Source organism: Eisenbergiella tayi (assembly GCF_001881565.1).
In the GTDB taxonomy this organism is placed as follows: Bacteria; Bacillota; Clostridia; order Lachnospirales; family Lachnospiraceae; genus Eisenbergiella; species Eisenbergiella tayi.
The window spans coordinates 1-24,468 of sequence record NZ_MPDJ01000006.1 but is presented as its reverse complement, the minus strand read 5'-3'; the positions used below and the strand labels follow the sequence as shown (position 1 = coordinate 24,468).

Here is a 24,468-nt window from a genome sequence, read left to right as displayed (position 1 = left end):
TGATCAAACAGGGATTTCAAACAGACGAAATAAACACCATGCTAATCAATAAAAGAAATTCTAGACGCTGATTCATTGATTTCATCTATATTCTCATTGATAGTCTGAGTCGATGCAGGAACACATAACTGACTTTTCAATTCAGGTTTGTAATTTGCATTTTGATCAGGATGTATGCTCCAAGGTGTAATAGTTCCTGTGAGTGCCAAAAGTTTTTCTAAGCTTGTTTCAATTGAAAAGTTGTTGGATTGCATCCAAGCATCATCAAGTAAAGTTTGAATGTAACGATCCCCTCCATCAGAAATAATGCACACGACACAATCGTGCGGAGAAAGCTGTTTAGTGATTGTTAATGCGACCAAAGCGCAAGCTCCGCCGGACGGCCCCATCAAAACACCTTCATTTCTGGCAAAGCATCTTGCTGCTACAAAAGCCGCCTCATCAGTGACCTTATACACAGAATCGATATTCTCGACTGCAACATTGCACGGTGTCCATGCCAGTCCAATACCAGGAATCAGATATGAGTGTGACTCACCGCCAAAAATAGAGGACCCAACAGCATCAACACCGATCACTTTTACGTCCGGCCTATATGTTTTCGTGTATCGTGAAATCCCACCCAGTTGTCCGCCAGTGCTTACTGCGGCCACAATAGCTGCGACATTATCTGGGCAATCAGCAAAGATTTCACGTGCTGTTCCTTGGTAATGCGCAGTGCTGTTTAACAGGTTGAAGCACTGATCTGGACGAAATGCATCAGGGATTTCACTGGCCAATTTATTCGCAAGAGAAATCCTTGTTTTGTGATAACTGCCGGAATCATCTTGTTCTGTTACAACAATAACCTCTGCGCCAAAGCATTTCAGGAGAGCTAAGTTAGTCGCAGTGGTTTTAGGATCGACCAGAATAATAACTCGATACCCCTTAGCAGCTCCTATCATCGCCAAGGATATTCCGAAGTTTCCACTTGAGGATTCTATAATGGTTCCCCCGGGTTTTAATAATCCTCGTTTTTCAGCTTCTGTCACAATGAACAACGCCGGCCTGTCTTTTATGCTTCCTCCCGGATTACCACGCTCATATTTAAACAGAAGTCGTCCTTCCGTAGAAGCGGTAGTGTTTCTAAGTTCAATCAGCGGAGTATTTCCTATTGTTTCCAGCAAATGCATTCTATCACCACCTTATTTATTATTTGCTCTTTTAGGCTGTACATCGAAAACTACCCATTTATACCAGCCTGCTAAATTATGATACCTCTGCTATGTGTAGTTCGCTGCTCAACAGGCAGTGTGTAAACTCGTTTTCCGACTGAGCGGCTAACCTGTCTGTCGAAACCATATCTACAAAAACCCCATTGTTCATAATTGCAACTCTTTCACAGGAATGACGGATGACTCTTGCGTCATGGGAAATCATAATATATGCAAAGCCAATGGATTTTTGGAGATTTAACAGGAGATCCAAAATCTGCTTTTGCAGTATCATATCCAGTGCCGATACGGCTTCATCGCAAATTAGAAGCTCAGGCTCCACAATAAGGGCACGGGCGATAGCAATCCTTTGGCACTGCCCCGTGCTGAGTTGGGGAGGACGACGGTGCAGGGCATCTCCATCAATCCCTACACTCTTTAAATAAAATCGAGCTTTTTCTGTGCGTTCCTTCGTCGTTCCTATTTTCAGGTATTTCAAAGGTTCCTGCACAAGCTCCAGTGCAGAGCGACGAGGATTAAGGCTGGCTCTTGCGTCCTGAAAAACGATTTGTAATGATTTGCAAATGTGTTGTCTCTTCCTTCCTCGCAGCATGGAAATATCCTGGCCGTTATACATAATCTTTCCCTGATCAGGCAATTCCAGTCCGGTGACGCACCTTGCTAATGTCGATTTCCCACAACCGCTAAATCCCAATATTCCAATAGTTTCCCCTTTATGCACAAGCAAGTCTACTTGGTTTAAGACGTTTTTGCACTTATTTCCTTTTTGAAATGCTTTTTTGATGCACTCAATCTTCAACAGCGGCTCTTTGCATTTTGAGCATGGCAGCGAAAAAGCGGGTAAGTTTCGCGCCTCAATCAGTTGTTTTGTATAATGTTCCTTTGGGTGTAAAAGAACATCCTGTACTGCCCCTTGTTCCACAATTTTCCCTTCATTTAAAACAATTACGCGGTCACAGATTTCATGAACGACACCAATATCATGGGTAATTAAAACAATAGATAATCCCAGCTTTTTTTGTGTGTCCCGAAGTAACTGCAGCACTTCTTTTTGACTTACTGTATCTAGCGCAGAAGTAGGCTCATCGGCAATAAGAACTTCCGGCTCAAGGCTGAGTATCATCGCAATATAAACCCTCTGGCACATCCCGCCGCTTAGCTCAAAAGGATAAGCATTCAGTACCCGCTCAGGATCATCAAAGTTCAGTAACCGGAGCATATCATAACAAACTTTCTCCATAGCTTCTTTTGATGGAAATGGCTTGTTTCTTAGAGTCTCCTCAAAATGCACACGTATTGTTTTCACGGGATTAAGTGCAAGCTGTGCGTCCTGATAAATCATCCCAATACGCATTCCACGTATTGTTTTCCAATTGATATCATTGTCAGAAATATCCACATAATCACCGTTCCCGAAACGGACAGTACCACTATCAATTTTTGCCGATGGCGGCAATACGCCTATGAGCGATTTCCCACAAGTGGATTTCCCCGAACCACTTTCTCCGAGCAGAGCAAGAATCTTTCCTTTTTCCAATACAAAAGAAATTCCGTCCAGCACGGGAAGTCGTTTTTTGTTTTGCACATAGCTAACCTTGAGTTGCTCGACAGATAGTGCGGCTTTCAAATAATTATCCATAGCGACCTCCTAATTCAAAATATCAATATGTTCATACGGGTCCAGCATATCCCGCAAACCTTCTCCAATCAAATTAAGCGAAAGGACCGTAAGAACAATGAACAAAGCAGGACCCAATAAAATGTGCGGAGCCTGAAAGAAATGTGCCCGGGCGTCAGACAGCATGCTTCCCCATTCCGGGGTTGGCGGTAACGCTCCCATGCCTAAGAATGAAAGGGCCGAAACAGAGAGTATCAGTGTGCCCAATTCAAACGTGGCCAGTACCAATAGAGAACCAATCATCTTGGGGAGCAGCTCAAAAACTCCCATCCGCCACCCAGACGCTCCCAGCACACGAGCAGCCTGTATAGACGGGTCATTCTTTACCTGAAGAACGATGCTTCTTGCCAGTCTCGCAAACGGAACCCACCAGACTGCGACTACTGCAATAAGTAAATTGGCCAACCCAGTGCCCCACAGCGCGGCAAACACCATAGCAAACACCATGAAGGGAAACGCCATCAGGACATCTATAACCCGCATTATGATCGTATCCAAAAGGCCGCGACTTCTCATGCCGGTGATAATACCAAAGAACGTGCCTATAAACAACGCCATTACAAGGGCAAGAAAGCACGCAGTGAGGGTAGTCCTGCCGCCATACAGCGTTCGGCAGAAAATATCACGCCCATAGCGATCCGTTCCAAAGGGATGTGAAAAGCTAAATTCCTGCAATCGTTCCGCAATTGCTTCATCGGGCGCATAGCTGGTAAAAAGAGGGGCAGCGATAACAAGCAGGATAATAACCAGTAATAGTATTGAGCCAAGTAAAACAGTGCTTGGAATTTTTCTGTTTCCCATACAAAGTCACCTCCTATTGCTGTGCAGTAGGGCGGGAAATTCCGCCTCTGCGCACCATCGGGTTGCTAAGTATATAGGTGATTTCTACAGTCAGGTTGATCAAAATGACTGTAGCAACCGTCAACACAGTATATCCTTGAACAGCAGGGTAATCATGTACCAATATGCTGTTGATTGCGTAATTTCCAATTCCCGGCCAATTAAAAATAGCTTCAATCACAACGGAGCCGCCTATCATATGTGCAAAGGACAGGGCTACGGTTGTAATGGCAGGGAGCAGTGCGTTCTGAAACGCTCCCTGAAGAACCATCTTGGAGGTAAGTCCTCGTGAAAGTGCCGAGGAAACATATAACTGACCCAACTCAGTCAGCATTGCTGCACGAACCATGCGGATACATCTGGGCGCTCCAATTATCCCTAGTGTAATTGCAGGCAGCCACAATCTGCCCCACTCCATTTGGCTGCTAATTTCATACCAATGAAGCCGAACAGCAAATAAAAACAGAAACAACAACGACAACACGAAAGCAGGAAGCGAAGCAAGGATAACACAAAACAGACGGATTGCGCGATCCTGTAATTTGCCGGCATGGACTGCCGAATAGATACCAAACAGCACACCCAATATCGTTTCGATAAATAATGCCGCCAGAGCGAGAGTGAATGTTGCGGGCACTCTACTCCATAGTTCCTGAGTGATGGGTCTGCCGCTACGAATAGAAGTCCCCATGTCCAGGGTTATGATCTTTTTGAACCAGTTTGCATACTGAACAGGAATACTGTCATTTAATCCATGCGCTTCCCGTAAAGATTCTCTACGTTCTTCAAGCAGTTCCGTGTTTACGCCAATATCGCCCGGCCCCTCTCCAAGTACCAGGTTGATCGGGTCGCCCGGAGCAAGTCTAACTAATAAAAAAATAACAACTGAGGACAGGAGCAGAGCAAGAAGAGCACTGCCAATCCTTTTCAGAACCATATTTCTGATCATCATGTCACCTCACTTAAAAAATGGCAGCAGGAGTCCAGTTCCGTATCTCCTGCTGCCGTTTTCGATATTATTTAATCCTAAGATTGGCATTCACCACATTTTCAAACTGACGGAAATGCGGGACAAATCCCTCAAGTGAGGTGCTAACAGCAGTGATTTGCGGCCTTGGTGCAATATAGAGCGCAGGGGATTGCTCTGCTACGTAAAGAGAAATCTCCTCACCGATTTTTATGCGTTCTTCCGTGGTTGCCGCTTGCGCCAGACTCTCTAGCATTCCTGCCAATTTTTTATCCTGGAATCGTCCGTAATTGGCTGCGCCGTCGGCAGCGTATTGGGCGTTCAGAAGCGCCGACACATTTCCGAACGTCCCCCATGCTTCGACAGATGCATCCCAATCACCCGTTTCACGCGCTGTGGTGATTAACGAATAATCTCCGTGTTGCACAGAAACATTAACACCGATTTTCTTCCACTGCATCTGAATGGTTTCGCCGAGTGCCTGATCGTTTCGGAAAGTACGAAGCAGGATGGTAAGCTGCTGTCCATCTTTGTAGCGGAAGCCATCCTCGTCCAGAATCCAGCCAGCATCATCCAATAGCTGCGCGGACTTCTCCACGTTGCAGGAATCGTAATACGCATTTTTTACTTTTTCATATGTGGGATTGGAACCAAGCCATGTAGTAACCGGCTCGCTTAATCCTTCCATACCCAGAGCAATCAGCTCCTCACGATCTAAAGCCCAACCTAAAGCCTGACGCACACGATAATCATTCAGTGCCTCTTTTTCACAGTTGAGATAAATTGTCTGGGTCTGCGCACCCGGAACCAGTACAATCTTCGCCTCTTCACTGTTATCAAACTGACTATAAGCCGACTGAGGAATATCCATTACCACATGGTATCGTCCACTCAGTGCAGCGATGACACGGGCGTCCGCATCACCAATCTGTTCATGTACGACCCTCTGGATCTCAGGTTTTGTACCCCAATAGTTTTCATTCTTTTCAAAAACCATGCACTGTGCAGGCTTAAACTCTACAATTCGGTACATACCGGTATAGTCTGCTGTCTCGATGCTCTCATAAGTATATTTTTCTGCGGTATTATGAATGAGCAACTGTGGGAATGACAAATTCAAAGTAATATCCACATTAGGAGTTTCTGTCACGGCCTGTATGGTCTCGGAATCTACCGCAGTAAAATCAATCCCTTGTAAGAAGGGGTTGGCTTTTGGATCAAGCGCCTTTGATCGCATCAAGGAAGCGATTACGGCTTCTGCATCGGCCGGGTCGCCGCTCCAGAACGTGGCATTGGGATGCAGTTTGATCTCCCATGTATATTCATCAAGTTGTGAAACATCTTTGGCAAAATAGGGTTGAATCACACCGTTTGCATCCGCTTTGAATAGAATTTCTCCAGCGCCCATATTCAGCAGATAATCCGCCGCAGGATATACGGTAGGATCTACGCCAATGGCAATTTCATTTCCCGCAACTACCAGTTCAGATGCAGAAATAGTAGCATTACTTTCAGTTAGAGCATTGCTGCTCTCATCGGTCGGTTTTGCACCGCAGCCAGCAAGCATTGAAACTGCCAGCAAGCAGCAAATCATAAGGATCGATTTTTGTCTATTTTTCGTACCAGTCATTTTTTGCCTCCTCCGTATCTATTGTTTTTGTTTTTCTGTTTCATCTTTTGGGGTGCCGAAATTCTTATACAACATAAATCCAATCATTGCCGTTCCTACCAGAACGCCATACAAGTACCACGGCGCATTCTCTAGAGTGTATTTTTTTGCCATATCAAAGGACGCGCCGCCAATAATCGTTCCAAAACCTTTGCCAATCGCAAAAGCTGTAGAATTCACCCCTAAATACATTCCCAACGCTCGTGTATCTGCCATTGATACAGCGATATTCTGCTGGTTCGGCCTCGCCAGTATCATGCCCACTGCGTAGCAGGCCACAATTGCCATAAACGACTTTACATCGGCGGCGAACGGGGTAGCAATCAATGCCGCTGTGATGATTCCGGTTCCGATTACTACCGCTGCCCGAGACGAGAATCGTTTGGAAGCAAGTGCTACCAGAGGATACTGTAATACTGCCATGACAACGGCATACACCGTATACATAATACCCACACCATCAGCTGAGCCGTAAATTTCCTGGACTCTTAGGGGGTATGTAATATCAATCTGGGACGCTCCCAGCCAAAACACCATCATCAAAAGGACGAATATTTGATATGGTCTGTCTTTTGCAATTCTTTTGACAGCAGGCATAACCGCATACGACTTTGCCTGCCGCATAATCGGTGGCATGGCAACACGTGATAATACGAAATTAATCATAAAGCAACTCGCTGCGCCAAAGCAGACAACTTTAAAATCCAGTCGAAGCAGGGCTACTCCCAAAAGGGGGCCGATTGCGCTTGCTATCCCCGTAATTGTGTTATTCAGCGAATAATATTTAGGACGATTGTCATTTGTTGTGAGCATTGCAATCGCAGACTGATATGGCATTTCAAAAAGAACTCCGCCTAGGCCGATCAATATCATGGCAGCAATCAGCATCCCATAGGCACTTGAAAATGCCAGGGTCAGAAATCCAAGAACTCTTAGAAATACGCCCACGCTGATAAGTGTTTTGACCTGAAACCGATCTGCCAAGGCACCACCGATCATCGCAAGACCCTGCTGCGAAAACTGCCGTATTGCAAGCGCTACTGAGACGGCAGTCGCAGTAAGGCCAACGTTGTTGACATAATGCCCGATAACCAGCGGCATAATCATATCAAATCCAACCACCATGAAAAACGTAAAAAATAAAAGTATGAGCAAGCCGCGGCGTTGATTGATCTGCGTTTCCACGCTTCCTAACACCTCCTTACTGCCTTAGATTGCTTTTGCTATTACTTGAAGCCTCCGCCCACTTAGTTCATATCCAAATTGAAATGGACGGATATCAGTAAATGAACTGATATGAGGTTCCGGTTTATCGAACAACTCAACAACCTCAAAGCCATTTGCTGATAACAACCCTGCTATTTCCTGCGGGAAGAAAAGACGATGCTCCAAGTGCTCAATAATCGCCTCACGAGTTCCAATTTTCCAATTATAGTCACGTTTTAAAATCTGTTTTGCTAAATCAATGTAAAAGCGTGTTTTTACAATTGCTGGTTTACCATCGAATATCGCTTCCTCCAAAAGCTCGTCCGTCAACCATCTCTGTCCCTCCTTTGTTAAGAAAAAAGCTGCATTCCTCATATCAAGATACAAAATGCCGCCATCTTTAAGATGCTTTCGGAAATTCGTCAGAGTAGAACCAGCATCTTCGTTGGTGTAGTTATACAGGAAGGTGCTCCCAACGCAAACCAGAGCATCAAATGTCTGGTTTAGGTCAAACATTGCCTGTTGCCCAATATAAAAATTGGCGTTTGGATAGTGCTTTTGTGACCAGGCAACCATATCTTCCGAAGCATCTATGCCTACAGCATCGTATCCTTTTTCTCTTAGAAAAGCTACTTCTCTCCCCAAACCCGATCCAACATCCAATACCTTTTTTCCTGTTTCGTATTTTTGGAGTATCGCGTGTATAAAACGCGCCATTTCAAAAGACTTATCGTTTTCAAACACAGCATACAGTTCCGGATTGGAGTGCAGCAAGTTGTCGGTATTTGTTTTTAAACGAATCAATTCTAGTCACCTTATCCTTTGTAGCAAAAAACACGGGTCGCGTTTGCACTGAATTGCGAAAAAGGAAACGATTCCGCTAAGAGAGAGGTGATTCCGTTGCCCACAAACCTCGCAGCAACAGCACTGCCAGTTTGCGCATAAACAGTCAGCGGAATATTGCGCTCCAGTACCCGTTCTACGACTCGATCAAAGGTTCCGTTGCTTAGGGTCATTCCTGTACAGATTACCCCGTCTGCAGAATCCAATACTTTTTCCATATCCTTTTCTACGGGGTCGCCCCATTGTGTTCTTTCCATTTGCAAATCGCAGGGAAGGCAGGTTCCTCCGCGCTTTCGTATTGCAGCTATAAGCGGGTTTACAACCCCAATCAACGCAATCCTCATGCCCTGTTCTATGTTGGCAATATCAGCAATCAGGTTGTCACGAAAATCCGCTTTCTCGGCCGGGGTTCCCCCCGGTAGTTCCACAGCATCGCTGCATTGCCTTTCGTGAGGATATACTGTGCCAAGATAAGCGTCCATTGCTGCAATTCTAACCGGCAAACGCGGGTCAATCACGCAGCTTTTGAGAGACTTGCCTGAAAACTCTCTTCCTGCTTCAATGCCTAATTGCTCCGGCACATGAGAGCATGCTCCAAAGTATGTCCCGACTCTCAGTAATAGATAATAGTTGTGGTATTTATTAATGGAGTTTGGAAATTGCGTTGTCTGATAAATATAAGACGCTCCTGTTACGAAAAAATCAGAAACAGAGGGATCCATATCTCCATTCACGATAGCACCCCATAATTCATTAACATTTTTATATTGCTTCATGTACTCGCTCCGTTTCCTCAAACTCAATTTCCAACCTTCTCAATGCAGTTTCAGCGAACATGCGAGCGCCGTACCCATCGCAATCTCGCGTTATAACGTGTCCCAAATAGCAGGCATTGTCGATTGGTTTTTCAATGGATTTACCCACACAGTCCTCGATTCTATACCGTATGATATTTGAATCTTCCCTTAACGTGTCAGCGCCCTTAATCTGCCTTATCTTGCCGCCGCAATCCGGAACAATAAACATAATCGCAGCACTGCTCACGTTGGTATCAGATACAGTAACGGACGGTTGCTGTCCTAAAGCAAGGGATACAAAGGCTTTAAGCATATTTACGCCGGTCACATATTCAATGAGTTCCACGATATAGTTTCCTGCTGTACGAGGGTTGATTTCCACCACTTTGGGACCATCCTTCGTGAGTTTTATCTCTGTGTGAGCGATTCCGTGGTCATATCCTGTTGCCAGCAATACATTGCGCACATAATCGCCTATCTCCTCTTTCACGTCCTCATCCAGTTTTGCCGGGAACATATGTCCGTTTTCTATAAAGTACGGACTGCCAGTCACAGACTTGTCCGTAATACCTACAACGGTAATCTCACCGTTATTTGAAACCGTCTCCACACTGACTTCTTCTCCGCATATATATTCTTCAATCAAAAATGCTCGCTCTCTTTCTTGATCACGGAAATTAAGCGGGAAATTCTCCAAATCACGATATGCCTGTTGCAGATCATTTGAAGTCTGAATAAGTTTAACAAATGCGCTTGAGGCTAAATCCACAGGTTTAAGAACAAGAGGATAACCTATTTCTTGCGCTGCCTTTTCAACTTCCTCCCAATTATAAGCAAGCATGTACTTTGGATTGGACAATCCAGCACGATCTACAGCCTGCCGCATTAAATGTTTCTGTCGTGCGGTCTTAACGTTGGCTGAAAACGGACACGGTACATTGTAAGCCTTTGCAACTTCACAAACCGTTTCGATGTAATAATCACACACCGTTATCACACCATCGAACCGCACGTGCCTAACCGATTCGATCAGCTGTTGCAGATCGTTCGTTTCTGTTTCGACAACATCGTCAGCATAACGGAAAACAGCGTGCTTTTCCGAGCTCATCGGATTTTGATAATGTGATGCCTTCCGGGTTACAAAAGTATAGCTATGTCCGAGTTCCCTCAATAAAGGTGGTAAGAGGTTTCCGCTTGCTCCGACCCAGCTTTCAATCATAAGCAAATGTGCCATTGCTATTCCTCCATTTCTTTTAATAGAGAGCATCATAGTCAATGTGGTTATGACGCTCCTATTGACATATTGTAGTTCTTGCCATATAATTTGTCCAACGAATAGTTTTTACAAACTTAATCGGAATTATTGATAGCGTGGAGGAGTACATGAATATAGATTACCTGAGAACATTTCTAACACTTGCGGAGAATGGAAGCTTCTCCGAAACGGCGAAAGAGCACATTGTAGTCCAGTCCACGGTCAGCAGCCGAATACAGGAACTGGAAAAAGAGTTGGGGCAGAGTCTTTTTATTCGTAGCTACAACCACGCCGAACTTACTTTAGCAGGGCAGGCCTTTCTGGAATATGCAAAAAACATAGTGGAATTAGAGAACAGAGCAATTGATAGAATTGGCTTGGTTGGTCAGTTTTCTGAGCGATTGACAATCGGAACGGTTTATGCTTTCCACAAGTGTTATCTGGTGCAAGGAACCAGACGTTTTTTGGAAAAGCATAGTGACATTTCTGTTCGCATAGAGTTCGGGCATTCAAGACATATTATTTCTGCTATGCACCAAGGAAAGATTGATATAGGCTATTCACATCACCCGTTTAGGCATACCGGTTTCCAGTGTGATCTTGTGTGTGAAGATGAAATCATACTTGTTACCAGTAAACAACCTACTGATCTAAATGAATGCATAACACTGAAAGACATGGAAACGCTGCGCATCTACAATTCAAATTTCCTATATGCGGATACACATAACAGGATTTTTTCAAGATACAAGGCATTTCAGCTCGATATAGATATAGGGGAAAATATCGTTCCATACTTATTGAATGATGACGGCTATGCCTTTGTGCCGCGAAAGATGGTGGAGCAGGAATTGTCCAACGAATCATTGTTTGAGGTTACAATTTTGAATGAAGAGATACCTTCAATGAAGAACTACGTAATTTATAAACCTACTTCCCCAAAACGAAAACTGATACAGCAATGGCTGAACGAAGTTGTTTCGGATTAAAAGGGTTGTTGGCCGTAATGATAAACAGGGAGAGATAGCTCTTTGAGCCGTCTCTCCCTTGTGTTATTGCCATTCTAAGCTTGTTGAGAATAGAGGAGCCAAATTCTATGGAACTGACTTCCTCTCCAACCCATAGCTTATCGGCAGAATCCACGCCAGTGTAACGGAATTTCTCTTGTGGAGACTTACATAAAAGGAGGATGGAGCTATAAATAGTCTTATCCTCAAACAACTGTGCATCCCCAAAATCATCAAGGCTTACCAAGTATCGGCCTTTTGCAATTAAGCTTCGCAGATGTTCTCCTGCACCAACTTTGAAAAATTTGTTTGGGACAATATAACAAATGTAGCCTGCATCCTTTGTTTTTCTGATAGCCTGCTCAACAAAAATAAAGTACTTATCAAATTGCTTGTAGTACTTGTCCCGAATTCGGGGTAAATCTGGCAAGCAATGCCGGTGTTAATACACTCGGCCCGCAGAGGGAAAAATCCTGCCGTGATTTTCCCCTCCGCTTTGCTTGCCTGGGGCAGCGCCCCCAAACCCCCTTGAACGCAGAATTTCATTCTGCGGCTGCGCGTTCTGCGAACGCTTTGGACCATGACCGGCTTACCGCTGGCCGTGGTCTTTTTCCTGTTCTTTTTTCTGTTCCTCATCCATTTTCAGCAGCCGGTCCACATTGGCTTTGGCCGTCAAAAGCTCCCGCATTTCTTCACGGGAGCGCCGGTACTCGGCGTAGGTTTTCTTCTTTTCTTCCAGCAGCTTGGCATACTCGGCTTGCAGGTCCTTGACCTTGGGCAGCTTCTTCACACCCATCTCGTCAAAGGCGTTTTTTGCCGCCTGATGAAGCAGGATTTCTTCTTCATGTTCCTCGCGGAATTTCTTGGAGTAACCAGCTTTCCGGTAGGCCACATAGGTCTCGCGGGTCTTGGCATAATTTACGATGTGGGTACGCAGGACAGCAATCTCCGCCATGCACTTTTCCGCTGCCTTGATCTGCGCCGACAGTTCGTTGTGGTGGGCGGTGGCTGCCGCCGCTTTTTCTGCCAGTTCCGCATAGTCCAGCAGATGATGTTCGGTAAGAAAATTTACAGTCTGCGCCATCTGTTTCAGGTTAAAAACCTTGGCCCAGCGCGCATACCCAGCGCCTTTCCCAGCCTGTAATTTTGCCTGAATGTCCACCAGCAGATTGACCTTGGGCGGCTCCGGCTGCACGATGGATTTCTTACGGGGCGTATGCTGTTTTTCTCCGGCCAGTACCGCACGGATTTCTGCTTCACTGTACCCGGCCCCCAGCTTGTCATCCATACGGGCTACATTCTTCCAGCCGGGTGCTTTGAGACGGATCGCTTTCCCGCGCCGGGATACTTCGCAGCCCATTTCCGAAAGCAGCTTCAGCAGCGCATCAAAGTCTGCCGGTTTCTGCTCCAGCGCACGGTCAATCATCACCCGCAGCTGCTCCCGATGGGAGGGCTTGGCCTGATCGCCCAGCCACTTGTTGTAGCTTTTTCCGTGGGGCTTTGGATTCTCCACAATGGACAGTCCGTTCTCGATACAGATGGTGTCGCTCAAGCGCCGGACGGCTCTGGTGCTGCCCCAAAAGTTGCGGAACTTTCGGTCACAATCCATATTGACCGCCGACCAGATGATGTGATTATGAATGTGCGATTTGTCTATGTGAGTGCAGACCACAAAGGCATGATTACCTTTGGTGAACCGCATGGCAAACTCCACGCCCAGCCGGTTTGCTTCCTCCGGGGTAATTTCTCCGGGTTTGAATGACTGGCGCACATGGTAAGCGATCACATCGTCCGCCCCGCGCACCCGCCCGGTGGCGGCGATATACTGCCGCTTCGCAAGCAGAAACTCTGCATCGGCAGTCCGGCTGTCACAGCCATAGCCGGTAATTAGTTTTCCGTTGTCGGTCTTTTGCGGATTTGCCACATAATCAATGATGTCGCTGACTGCCTGACTTTCGGTGCGGCCCTTGCCGATATGCAACGGCATGATGCGTGTGGTTGCCATAGGGGGGGAACCTCCTTTCCAAAAAGAAAAGGACAGCTGTGTGAGCTGTCCTTTGGTTAATCTGAATTTTCAACAGGCTGCTGTGCTTTTAAGGCTGCAATCCGTTTGGTGTCCACAAAATGAGTTGCATACCATTTCTCAATTTCCGAGTTTCCGCTTTTGCTGAACCGCAGCGGAATCACCGGCTTGTGTCCCTGCCCATTTTTCTTTTTTACACCCCATTGCTTGTAGTACCAGAAGGAGGGTTTTAAGCCGGTTTTCTGTGCGTACACCCGCATCTGGTGCATGATGAATGAGAGTTTGCGCAGATTGACGGTGCAGACCCGTTCCAAATAGTCCACCCGTCCAAACCGCCAGTCCTCATATTTCTGCTTTGGCAGGACACCGACCTCCATCAGCACATCCACCGGAGCCGCATAACCACGGCGCTGGCATTGATGATAGACCGCTGAATGTACTTTTCCAATCAGTTCTTTTTCAGTCATGGCGGTTGTCTTTCTTTTCGTGCCAGTTTTTCAAGACAGCCTCTACCTGAGCAATCAGCTGTTCCTTATCCGGCATATAGAGAACATACCGGGATGCGAAGATATTGTTGGACAGACCGCCCAGGGCATATTCTGCCGCGATGCTGTCTTTTTCCGTACAGAGGATAATACCGATAGGAGGGTTATCGTCAGGGTCGTTGACTTCCGCCGCATAGTAGTTTAAGTACATATTGAGCTGACCGGCAGCCTCTGGTGTCAGTTTTTTCGTTTTCAGTTCAATCAGCACATAAGCGCGGAGGATTTTGTTATAAAACACCATGTCCACATAGTAGTGGGTATTGTTCAGGGTCACACGCTGCTGGGTTCCGACAAACATGAAGCCTCGTCCAAGTTCCAAAAGAAACTTTTCAATCTGTGCCACAAGAGCCTTTTCCAAATCGCTTTCCAACATGGGTTTGTTCTCCGGCACACCCAAAAACTCGAACACATAGGGATCACGGATGATGTCAGCTGGCTGGCTGATCTCAACCCCTTTCTGAGCCAAAGAAAGAACCTTTTCTTTATTCACATCTTCACTGGAAAGCAGCAGCCGTTCATACAGCGAGCTGTCAATCTGCCGTTTCAACTCCCGAACTGACCAGCCCGAATTGACAGATTCCTTCTCATAAAAGCTGCGCTTGTTCTCATCGGTAATACTCAAAAGCTCGCAGTAATGGGACCAGGACAATTTGCCAGACACTGTCTGGCATTTTTCATAGGCAAGATAAAATGCCCGCATATTTTGTAGATTAGAACGAGAAAAGCCTTTGCCGAATTCCCGTGTTAGTTCTTTGGAAAGTTCCTTTAAGGTTTGTTTTCCATAGTCTGCGCGAATCTGATTTTGCTGTTCATACTCCACGATAATCCGGCCAATGTTCCAGTAGGTTGTCAAAAGCTGCGTATTAACCTGCTGTGCAACATTTTTTCTGGCGTTTTCCAGCAGCTCTCGGATTTCCAAAATCATGGAGTTGTTTGGCGTTAATTGATTTTCCATACACGCCCTCCTTTATCTAAAACTATCCGCACTCGGCGGCAGAATATATTCTTATATAGTATATCCTATTTTTTAGGGAAAGTAAAATAACATCAGTGACATATTTTATCCATAAACCAAATCCTGAATGGCAAACTTCAAATCCTGCACCTTGCCCAGCAGCCAGATGGCAGCCATCGGCAGACCAAACGGGCTAATAAGGAATGCCATCACCAGCAGGATAATGCCGTTTTGCAGGGAGTAGGTAATCAGAACCGCCACACCCAGCAGGGCGATCACCATGCTGATAAGCCCCAGCACCAGACCGGAGATATACACGATTCCCACACAAATCCATACAAACAGGGTCAGTGCCAAAATCACCGGAGCCACTAAAATCTTTAACAACAGTTTCAGCAAAAATACCAATGCCCTCATTGTTATGCCTCCTCCCAAAATCACAGTTCCTGTTCCTGATTCCATTATCCCTGTCTCACAGCCAAAAGGCAAGGATACGGGCAAAAAGAAAAAGCGGAGGAAGGCGCGGCGAAAAGAACGCCGTTCCTCCCTCCGCAGATGGGGTATTTGTCCCGGTTACGAAAGTTTGGAGAGCCGGGTCAGTATCTCCTTAACGCCGTCCCATAGCTGTTCCTGCCGCTGAGATATATCCTCCAGATCGGCATCGTAGATACGCCCGGTCTCATGCACCTTGCGGGTCAGTTGGTTTAAGTTGTTGCTGCTCCGGCGCAGCAGGGATACCAGTTCTTTCAGTTCCGGCAAATCCAGCTGCACCACATAGCCGTCCACAGCCATTTTTCGCAGATAGGCGCTCAGGTTTTTTGTTCCAAACTGCGCCATTTTCTGCTGAATCAATTCCATTTCATCAGCGGATACCCAAAACAGAACCGGCACATCTCGCTTGCGTTTGGGGCTGCTCATCGCTCCGGCTCCCGTTTCTTCGGGGCGGCAGGTTTGTGAATTGATGGTTCTTGTCTGAGCTTTTGCAGGACAGAGCTTTTCTGCTGTTCCTGCATGGTTTTTCTGGCTTGTCTGGTAAACAGGTCGGTCAGACCGGGATTGACCCCATCCACAACCAGATAGGCACAGTGGCGGGAAGTACCGCTGTCTTCCGGCATGGGAATGGTTTTTGCCCAGACTTTATTGTCCTGAGAAATACGCCCGTCACGGTTCTTGTGCTGGATGGTGTTGGCAAGAATAAACTGTACCCGTTCCGCCCCGAACTTTTCCAGCACATCTTTGACCGCCGCCTCCGTATCCAGCCGGTTCTCTGCATAGTGAGCGCTGATGGTCTGCTCAATGGCTTCTTTGCAGGCGCTGTTTGCCTGATAAGAACGGTTATATTGTGCCATCTCCCCATGCTGGGACGCATAGGCGGCAGAATGGGGGTAGAGAGGGGCAGTCCGTAATTCTTCCTGCGCCCTGCACGCATCATCCGCCCGGTTTTCAATGCTGTCCCGGATCGCATCCATATAGCCGGTCTCCAGCTTTTCAAAATAGCGGTACACATCTGCCAGCGGAGAGGGAGACTCCAAAAGTGCCTGTGCCTGTGCATCGGTCAGCTCCAGTTCCTCCATCGCCATCACGATGTCCTCACGGATGGCGTACTCATAGGTGTGGTGCAGGGTTTCTTCCGGGGGCTGGCTTTTCAGCCAGTCCCTGTACTTATCCTGTTCAGCGGCCATCTTTTCATAGAGAGCCGTATTCAGATCGTTGGTATTCATAATCATCGTACCTCCTCGTGTTGTTTTGGTTTCTTTTCAGGGCTGCGGGGCGGCACAGGGCGTTTCAGGCTGTCCAGCACCGAGGGACGCGCGCTCTTGGCAGCCACTGTTTCCGGCTGGGCGTGGCCCTTGCCGTCAATGTTCAGTAAGGTATCCAGTTCCACCAGACGGGCGGACTTGATCCGCAGATCGTCCTCAAAGGGGAACGGCTTGCCAACTTCCTCCTTGGCAGCGGCCTGCTGCTGGTAAAGGTTCTCCAGCTGGTTTTTGACCGCTTCCAGACGCTGGGGCATCTGCGCCAGTGCGTTGTCGATACGGGTGAGATTTCCGCGCGGGTCTGTACCCAGGGTCGCCCGATGGGTCATTTGTCCTTTCAGCAGGAGCGTATATTCCTGTTTCCATGCTTCAAATTCCACAGACATAATGAATCCACGGTAACTGCCAATCTGTACCGGATCGGAGGTTTTGACCTCCTTACAGGCATCCAGCAGGGCTGCACCGGCGTTTTCTTTGTCGGTCAGCACATCGCCCCGGATCTCCATACCAGCAAAGCCATCTGCCGGGTGTGGGTGGGCAACCAGTGTTTCCAAATCGACTTCAAAGCCCTGGATATACCCCTTGTTGGTTTCGATTTCCTGGGGGAAGTATTTGAGCAGCTGGTCCTCCAGACGGTACTGCTTGCTCTGGTGGTCGGCTTTCATCAGCTTCAGCTTGGCAACCTCAACATCCAAATCCATGCGCTCCTTGATACGGGGATCTCCGGCACACAGGGCCTTGATCTCAGCAAAAGAAAGAGCCGTTTCATCCACATCGTCGCAGGAGCGAACTGGGCTTTTGCTGGTCATGATTTGCGAAATGAATTTCTGCTTGTTTTCCACTGTCTGCCAGAGATAAGCGTCAAAAGTCCCCTCGGTGACATAGCGGTACACATGAACCAGCGGATTCTGGTTGCCCTGACGCTCGATGCGCCCCTTGCGCTGGGCAAGGTCTCCCGGACGCCACGGACAATCCAGGTCATGGAGGGCTACAAGGCGATCCTGCACATTGGTGCCAGCGCCCATCTTGGCAGTGCTGCCTAAGAGGACGCGCACCTGCCCGGTGCGGACCTTGGAGAACAGTTCCTTTTTCCGTACCTCTGTGTTGGCTTCGTGGATAAAGGCGATCTGGTCGGCAGGCATCCCCTGGGCGATGAGCTTTTGGCGGATGTCCTCATAGATGGTAAAGGCAGGCTCCGGCTCATCCAGTGGGATTGCTTCTTCCAACCCATGAAGCAGCGGATTGTCCAGCTGTTTGGCTGCCTTTTTGTAGGGGGCTGCCTGGGGTGTGGAAATGTCGCAGAATACCAGCTGGGTCAGCTTATCTGCGTCCCCGTCCCGCCAGATCTGCATGATGTTGTCCACGCACTGATTGACCTTGGTGCCGGGTTCATCCGGCAGTAGCTGGTTGATGATGCGCTGGTCCAGTCCCAGCTTGCGGCCATCCGAGGTGATTTTGAGCATATTATCCACGGACGGGTCCACACTTCCTCTGTGTACTTCGGAAGCGCGCTCGGAGAGTGCCTTCACCATTTCCTGCTGATGTTCGGTGGGCTGTGCCACAATATTGTGGTATTCCACCTCCGGGGTGGGCAGGTTCAGCTGGTCGGCGGTCTTGATGTCCGCCACCTCTTTGAACAGGTTCATCAGCTCTGGCAGGTTGAAAAACTTGGAGAATCGGGTGCGCGCCCGATAGCCGGTTCCCTCCGGGGCCAGTTCCAGCGCCGTGACGGTTTCTCCGAAACGGCTGGCCCAGCAGTCGAAATGGGTCATGTTCAGTTCTTGCAGGCGGTCATACTGGAGATACCGCTGCATGGTGTAAAGCTCGGTCATGGAGTTGCTGACCGGGGTTCCGGTGGCAAAGATAACGCCACGGTTTCCGGTAATCTCGTCCATATAGCGACACTTCGCAAACATATCGCTGGACTTTTGGGCATCGCTGGTGGAGAGACCTGCCACATTCCGCATTTTGGTGTATAAAAACAGGTTTTTGTAGTTATGCGCTTCATCGACGAATAGGCGGTCCACGCCCAGCTGCTCGAATGTCACTACATCGTCCTTGCGGCTCTCGGCCTGCAATTTTTCCAGCCTGGCTTCCAGCGATTTGCGGGTGCGTTCCAGCTGCTTGACCGTAAAACGCTCACCGCCGCTGGCCTGTACCTCGGCAATCCCCTCCGTGATTTCATCAATCTGCTCATATAGGAGCCGTTCCTGACGCTCCCGGCTGATGGGGATTTTCTCAAACTGCGAATGTCCCATGATGATAGCGTCATAGTCACCGGTGGCGATCCGGGCGCAGAACTTCTTGCGGTTGTGGGTCTCAAAGTCCTTTTTCGTGGTCACAAGGATATTGGCGGAGGGATAGAGCCGCAGAAACTCCGAAGCCCACTGCTCGGTCAGGTGGTTCGGCACAACAAAGAGGGATTTCTGGCACAGCCCCAGACGCTTACTCTCCATGGCGGCAGCCACCATTTCAAAGGTTTTGCCAGCGCCTACCTCGTGCGCCAGCAGCGTATTGCCGCCGTACAGCACATGAGCGATAGCGTTTTTCTGGTGTTCCCGCAAGGTGATGGCCGGGTTCATGCCGCCGAAAGTAATGTGTCCGCCGTCGTATTCACGGGGACGGGTGGAGTTCATTTCCTCATTGTACTGGCGGACCAGAGCTTGGCGGCGGTCCGGGTCTTTCCAAATCCAGTCTTTGAAAGCGTCCCGGATCGCTTGCTGCTTTTGGGCGGCCAGGGTGGTCTCTTTGGCATTCAACACCCGGCGCTCCCTGCCGTCCGCGTCCTCCACCGTGTCGTAGATACGGACATCACGTAGGTTCAGGCTGTCCTCCAGAATCTTGTAGGCGTTGGCGCGGCTGGTTCCATAGGTGGTATAGGCCGCCACATTGTTCTGGCTTATGGAGCTTTTGCCAGTGATCTGCCACTCTGCTGTAAATGGGGTGTAGTTGACCTCAATATTCCGCTGCATATAAAACGGGGTATCAAAGGTCTCGTACATAAACTGCTGGATGTACTCTTTGTCGATCCATGTTGCACCCAGGCGCACCTCAATTTCCGAAGCGTCCAGGTCTTTGGGCTGGGCGGCGGTAAGGGCTTCCACATTGGCGGCGAAGGATGGGTCCTGCTGTGCGGCCCGCTGTGCCTGACGCAGCTTGCGGCGCACATTGCCGGACAGGTATTCGTCAGCGGTCACATAATGGGGTGTGCCATCTTTCTCCACTTGTCCCGGTACACGGAAGATCACGCCTTGCAGCTCGGCAGCCAGTTCGTCGCTGGTCTTACCGGTCAGCTCCGACATATATGCCATATCCACACAGGCTCTCTCCGCGATGGAAACGGCAAGGGCTTCACTGGCGGTATCCACGGTTTCCACCGCCTTGTGGGGCTTGATGGTCCGTTTGGTGAACATATCTGCCTTGCGCTCCAGCTTGCCGTCCTCGTCAATGACTTCCAGCGCGCAGAGCAGATAGTAGCTGGAATCATCGGCAAAGGCCAGCCGGTTCGCCCGGTCATTGATCAGGCCATATTTTGCGGAAAAGCTGTCATAGAGCCGGTTCAGTTCGGCCTGTTTATCCCGGATGGCGCTGTCCGGTGTGGCAGCGTCCATTTGCAGGTCAATGAGCTGCTGGACACATTCTCGCAGCCCCACCAGCCCTTGCACGCGGGCCTCGGCGGTGGCATTCAGGTCTGGGCGTACCATGCGGCTGTTTTCACGGAAATACACATCTCCGTCCACCACGGTATAGGAGTAGTTTTTCACATTGGGGTCGGCGGGGATGGAGGTGTCGATGGCTTCGCCCTCACCCAGCTCCGGCAGATCGGCTTCCTGATAAGTGCCGCGAATGTGCTTCACCGCATCGTGCAGCTGATCGGCAAGCTCCAGTCCCTCGATGGGATTCACGGTGTAGTCCATACCATGGGCGGTGCTTTCCGGTTCCTGTCGGCCCAGCACCATTTCCGGGTGGTCCAGGAAATAGCGGTTGATGGCAAAACCGTCCTCGGTCTGTCCGGTCTGCGTCCATTCCGGCACGATGTCCAGTGGACGGTCCCGCTTTTGCAGGAAGATGATGTCTGAAACCACCTCGGCACCGGCGTTCTTTTTGAAAGCGTCATTGGGCAGACGGATGGCTCCCAGCAGCTCAGCACGCTGGGCAAGATACCGGCGCACGGTGGAATCTTTGGCGTCCATCGTGTAGCGGCTGGTGACAAAGGCCACCACGCCGCCGGGACGCACCTGGTCGAGTGCTTTGGCGAAAAAGTAGTTGTGAATGCTGAAATTCAGCTTGTCATAGGCTTTGTCCCGAACCTGATACTGGCCGAAAGGCACATTACCGATGGCGAGGTCATAGAAATCCCGCCTGTCGGTGGTTTCAAACCCAGCCACAGTGATGTCGGCCTTGGGATAGAGCTGTTTTGCAATCCGTCCGCTGATGGAATCCAGCTCCACGCCATACAGACGACTGTTTCGCATTTTCTCCGGCAGCATACCGAAGAAGTTGCCCACACCGCAGGACGGCTCCAGAATGTTGCCGGTCTCAAAGCCCATGCGCCCCACCGCTTCATAGATGGCCTGGATAACCGTAGGGCTGGTGTAGTGGGCGTTCAGGGTGGAGCTTCTGGCGGCAGCATATTCCTCCGGGGTCAGCAGCTCTTTCAGCTGGGCATATTCCGCAGCCCATGCGGGTTTCTCCGGGTCAAAGGCATCAGCAAGACCGCCCCAGCCCACATAGCGGGAAAGGATTTCCTGCTGCTCCGGCGTTGCCTGTCCGGTGGTTTCTTCCAGATGTTTCAGCAGTTTGATTGCTTCGATATTGGCCTGGAACTTGGCTTTCGGACCGCCTTCGCCCAAATGTGCATCGGTAATACGGAAGTTCTGTGCATTGTGGCGCAGGTTAGCCTTGTATTCCTCATAAGAAGCTTCCTCGGCAGCTCTGGCATTGGGGAAGGTCTGCCACTGGCCGTTTACCGGAATGGAAACCGGGTGTTCGTCCAGCACTTCCTCAAAGGTTTTCTCCGGCTCTGTCACAGGGGCTGGTGGCTCTGGCTCCTCGATATGCAGCCGTTCCACCACCACATCATAAGGCAGATTGTTCTTGTCGCCAGGATAGACGGCCACGGTCTCGGAATGGAAGGCCGGGGATTCGGCAGACGGTTGGGGCTGTTCCTGTCCAAAGCCATCCAGCTGACGGGCATACATCCCGCGCAGCAAAGGCGCAACCTCATCCCAGCGAATATACAGCACAGCCAGACGCTTTTCCTCTGCGTCCAGGACTTCCAGCTCCATGCCCTGTGCCGTGGTACGGTAATCGGCAATATCACCGGTCTCCAGATCCAGCGTCTCGATCTCACGGGGATAGGCTCTGCTCAGCCAGTAGGCGATCTCACTGTTGCTCCTGCCGGATTGCAGCAGCGTGGAAACCTGTTTTTTATCTGCTTCATCCATCAGTCCATGGGCCAATACATCCCGCAAGTCCTGATCTGCCTTGTCCGGGTCAATGGGAAGAAACTCGGTATAGTAAGCATTGCGGCGGTCTGCCCGAAGCAACTGCTCGAACTGTTCTTTGCGCTCTGCCCGGTAGATGGGATATACCATGCCGGTGGGCAGAAGCTGCACGGTGTCATCCCGCAGCTCGGTGATCTGATAGGCGTCATCCTCGATATACACGGTATCTCCCACGGCATAGACCGGGGTAGCAGGGTCATAGGAGGTTCTTTGCGGAATAGGGCTGCGAACGGCGTCATATTCCTCATCGGAAATGGAAACCTCGGAAGTCTGTTCTGCCTCAGCAGCTGCAATCTGCTCTGCATCCGACATTACTCGCTGGATAAACGGGTCATTGTCCAGTTTTTCCGGGTCTGCCACCTGGCCATTGACGATCCCTCTTTCCTCCAAGGCTTCCCGGATGGCGATAGGGTCGATGTTGTCAAAACGGTCCTGTTCTTCTTCGGTATAGAACCTGTCCTCCTGAATAAGCTGGGCAAGCCTGCGCTGTACCTTGGGCCAAGGCAGCTGCATTTCCTCCGGGCTGCCGGCACGGACAACAAACAGGCTGTTACTGCCGCCGTATTCCTGAGCCAGCCATGCGGCGGTGTCTTTCTCCCTTGCATGGTCCTTCATATAGCGGACAACGGCGTGTTTACTCTCGATATTGCCGTTCCATGCACAAAGGGCAGAATCAATATCTTCCTGAGAGAGAGGACGCAGCAGCTCATGGAGTTTGGGATAGGTTTCGTCTGCCACTTCCCGGTGCAGCCACTGGCGAAACTCCGGCACATCAGAGAACAGGCGGATCAGCTCTATATCGTGGGAATCAAGAATGGTGCGGCGCACAGCAGCATTACACTCGATCATAGCGTTTTCATAATCACTATGGCCGCAGGCGTTGCGGTATCTGGTGTCCTGGGTAACAGCTTCCATCACGATGGGCTTGTATTTCTCATACAGTTCCCGAATCGTAGGGGTTGCCTGTTCCGGCTCCATATCCCGGAACACTCTGGTTCCATCTGCGCCAAACTCTGCTTCCTGAGCATTGATGTGCTGTTCTGCCTCATGGTCGATGGAGAGCATGGAATACTCCTGACGCTCTCTGCCGCCCTCCGGGACAGCGGAAATAGTTACATCATGCTGATCCCGCAGATGTTCTACAACCTGCTCCAGCCGGTTTGCCGGAAAGCCGCACATTTCCACACGGCCACCGCCGGGGATAGCGCGGGTCGTGAGATGGAAGTCCAGCTCCGCAGCGGCAGTTTTGGCATCTTCACCATACAGTTCAAAGAAATCGCCCATCTGATAGAGAACTATGTCATCCGAGTGACGCTCCTTGACCCCGTTGTATTCCCATATCTCCGGGGTCGGCTGCTGGGCTTGCAGGGCATCTTCTTCGGCCAGCGCTTTTTCTGCCTGGATTTTGTCATACTGCGCCTGTTCCTGTTCAGTGAGATAGCGTCCCTTTTGAATCAGGCCGGTAATCCGTTTGGCAACTTTCTCCCATGTGAAATGCATATCCGGGCAGCCGTCTTTTTTATAGTGCAGACCCTTTCCATCGTGATCTTCATTACTGCCCATAGCGCCGGACAGGGCGTGAGAGTGACCGCCGATGCCGTACTCAGATTTCAGGAAATCCACCTTTTCCTTATCCGTATGGGGATTTTTGAAAAAGGTGAAAATGCGGCCCTTGCCGCCCTCGATACCGCTGCCGCCGGTCATGGCTGCGTCGATCTCGTCCTCTGTGATGAACTGCTTGACCGCAGGAACATCTTGCATTTCAGACGAAAAACTCTTGCGGGGCAGGGACAGGTCTTGCAGACTTTCCCAAATCTCTCTCGGTTTGTGGTAATGGAACCGCAGCAACTCCCGATCCTGCTGGTAGGCCGTCCAGAAAGCAGCGTATTCTTCCGCAAGGGTCTGGCGGAACTCCGGGCTATTCAGCTGTTCAGTAAGCCATGCGGTTTCTTCCGGGAACCCGGTCCTCTGAATACCGGACAGACAGGACAGATACCCGGAATCTCTGGCTTTATCGCTGAAATCGTGGTACAAATGCCAAAGTTTTTCCGCAAGGAGGGAGCGTTCATAGCCTGCCGCTTCTGCAAGCTCCACATTGGAGGCAAACTGGCCGCTCTCCAAAAGCTCCCCGATACGCTCTGCGGCGCTCTCCCAGGAAATGACCTGGGCAGACCTGTCATAACGGACAGACTTCCCGTGGGAAAG

The 24,468-nt window shown here is 49.5% G+C and carries 18 protein-coding genes; 1 reads left to right on the top strand and 17 read right to left on the bottom strand.

Features of this window, described 5'->3' with window-relative positions:
* Window positions 1-41: 41 nt before the first annotated feature.
* The 9 genes from BLA28_RS22095 to BLA28_RS22055 all read right to left on the bottom strand — a co-directional run bounded on the left by BLA28_RS22095 (window position 42) and on the right by BLA28_RS22055 (window position 10,448).
* Window positions 42-1,172: a PLP-dependent cysteine synthase family protein gene (locus BLA28_RS22095; protein WP_002571055.1), complete on the bottom strand. Its 1,131-nt coding sequence runs from the start codon at window positions 1,170-1,172 to the stop codon at window positions 42-44.
* Between the two features lie 76 nt (window positions 1,173-1,248).
* A complete protein-coding gene (gene nikE, locus BLA28_RS22090) occupies window positions 1,249-2,853 on the bottom strand; it encodes a nickel ABC transporter ATP-binding protein NikE (RefSeq protein ID WP_002571054.1) in 1,605 nt (534 codons plus the stop codon).
* Window positions 2,854-2,862: 9 nt separating this feature from the next.
* Window positions 2,863-3,693 (bottom strand): ABC transporter permease, encoded by an 831-nt coding sequence (locus BLA28_RS22085; RefSeq protein WP_002571053.1) that lies wholly within the window; start codon window positions 3,691-3,693, stop codon window positions 2,863-2,865.
* Window positions 3,694-3,706: 13 nt separating this feature from the next.
* A complete protein-coding gene (locus tag BLA28_RS22080) occupies window positions 3,707-4,684 on the bottom strand; it encodes an ABC transporter permease (RefSeq protein WP_227055895.1) in 978 nt (325 codons plus the stop codon).
* Between the two features lie 64 nt (window positions 4,685-4,748).
* Window positions 4,749-6,329, bottom strand: a complete 1,581-nt coding sequence (locus BLA28_RS22075) for an ABC transporter substrate-binding protein (RefSeq protein WP_024738142.1) — start codon at window positions 6,327-6,329, stop codon at window positions 4,749-4,751.
* Window positions 6,330-6,347: 18 nt separating this feature from the next.
* Window positions 6,348-7,553: an MFS transporter gene (locus BLA28_RS22070; protein WP_002571050.1), complete on the bottom strand. Its 1,206-nt coding sequence runs from the start codon at window positions 7,551-7,553 to the stop codon at window positions 6,348-6,350.
* 24 nt (window positions 7,554-7,577) lie between these two features.
* Window positions 7,578-8,378, bottom strand: coding sequence for a class I SAM-dependent methyltransferase (locus BLA28_RS22065; protein WP_002571049.1), 801 nt, complete (start codon window positions 8,376-8,378; stop codon window positions 7,578-7,580).
* An 11-nt stretch (window positions 8,379-8,389) separates the two neighbouring features.
* Entirely contained in the window at window positions 8,390-9,193 is an 804-nt protein-coding gene (locus BLA28_RS22060) for a Rossmann-like domain-containing protein (RefSeq protein ID WP_002571048.1), read from the bottom strand.
* Complete coding sequence (locus BLA28_RS22055; protein WP_002571047.1) at window positions 9,180-10,448, bottom strand: ATP-grasp domain-containing protein; 1,269 nt, start codon at window positions 10,446-10,448, stop codon at window positions 9,180-9,182. The genes BLA28_RS22060 and BLA28_RS22055 overlap by 14 nt, the downstream gene beginning before the upstream one ends.
* Before the next feature lie 149 nt (window positions 10,449-10,597).
* On the opposite strand from BLA28_RS22055, the gene BLA28_RS22050 reads away from it, so the two are divergent.
* Window positions 10,598-11,458 carry a LysR family transcriptional regulator gene (locus BLA28_RS22050; protein ID WP_002571046.1) on the top strand — a complete coding sequence of 287 codons (861 nt, stop codon included), beginning with the start codon at window positions 10,598-10,600 and terminating at the stop codon, window positions 11,456-11,458.
* Here the strand turns inward: BLA28_RS22050 and BLA28_RS34820 are convergent.
* The 8 genes from BLA28_RS34820 to BLA28_RS22010 form a co-directional block, all read right to left on the bottom strand.
* Window positions 11,400-11,906 (bottom strand): Eco57I restriction-modification methylase domain-containing protein, encoded by a 507-nt coding sequence (locus BLA28_RS34820; RefSeq protein WP_006773178.1) that lies wholly within the window; start codon window positions 11,904-11,906, stop codon window positions 11,400-11,402. The genes BLA28_RS22050 and BLA28_RS34820 overlap by 59 nt on opposite strands.
* A gap of 159 nt (window positions 11,907-12,065) precedes the next feature.
* On the bottom strand, window positions 12,066-13,481 hold the full coding sequence (locus BLA28_RS22040) for a relaxase/mobilization nuclease domain-containing protein (protein WP_006773179.1): 1,416 nt from the start codon (window positions 13,479-13,481) through the stop codon (window positions 12,066-12,068).
* A 56-nt stretch (window positions 13,482-13,537) separates the two neighbouring features.
* Window positions 13,538-13,966, bottom strand: coding sequence for a hypothetical protein (locus BLA28_RS22035; protein ID WP_071699493.1), 429 nt, complete (start codon window positions 13,964-13,966; stop codon window positions 13,538-13,540).
* The gene (locus tag BLA28_RS22030; RefSeq protein WP_002571043.1) at window positions 13,959-14,999 is read right to left on the bottom strand and encodes a PDDEXK nuclease domain-containing protein; all 1,041 of its coding nucleotides are present in this window, start codon (window positions 14,997-14,999) and stop codon (window positions 13,959-13,961) included. The genes BLA28_RS22035 and BLA28_RS22030 overlap by 8 nt, the downstream gene beginning before the upstream one ends.
* Before the next feature lie 105 nt (window positions 15,000-15,104).
* Window positions 15,105-15,416, bottom strand: coding sequence for a CD1845 family protein (locus BLA28_RS22025; RefSeq protein ID WP_002571042.1), 312 nt, complete (start codon window positions 15,414-15,416; stop codon window positions 15,105-15,107).
* Window positions 15,417-15,572: 156 nt separating this feature from the next.
* Window positions 15,573-15,917 (bottom strand): plasmid mobilization protein, encoded by a 345-nt coding sequence (locus BLA28_RS22020; RefSeq protein ID WP_002571041.1) that lies wholly within the window; start codon window positions 15,915-15,917, stop codon window positions 15,573-15,575.
* On the bottom strand, window positions 15,914-16,720 hold the full coding sequence (locus BLA28_RS22015) for a DUF3849 domain-containing protein (RefSeq protein WP_002571040.1): 807 nt from the start codon (window positions 16,718-16,720) through the stop codon (window positions 15,914-15,916). The genes BLA28_RS22020 and BLA28_RS22015 overlap by 4 nt, the downstream gene beginning before the upstream one ends.
* 2 nt (window positions 16,721-16,722) lie before the next feature.
* Window positions 16,723-24,468, bottom strand: a 7,746-nt coding sequence (locus BLA28_RS22010) for a MutS N-terminal domain-containing protein (RefSeq protein WP_081365649.1), incomplete at its 5' end; no start/stop codon positions are given.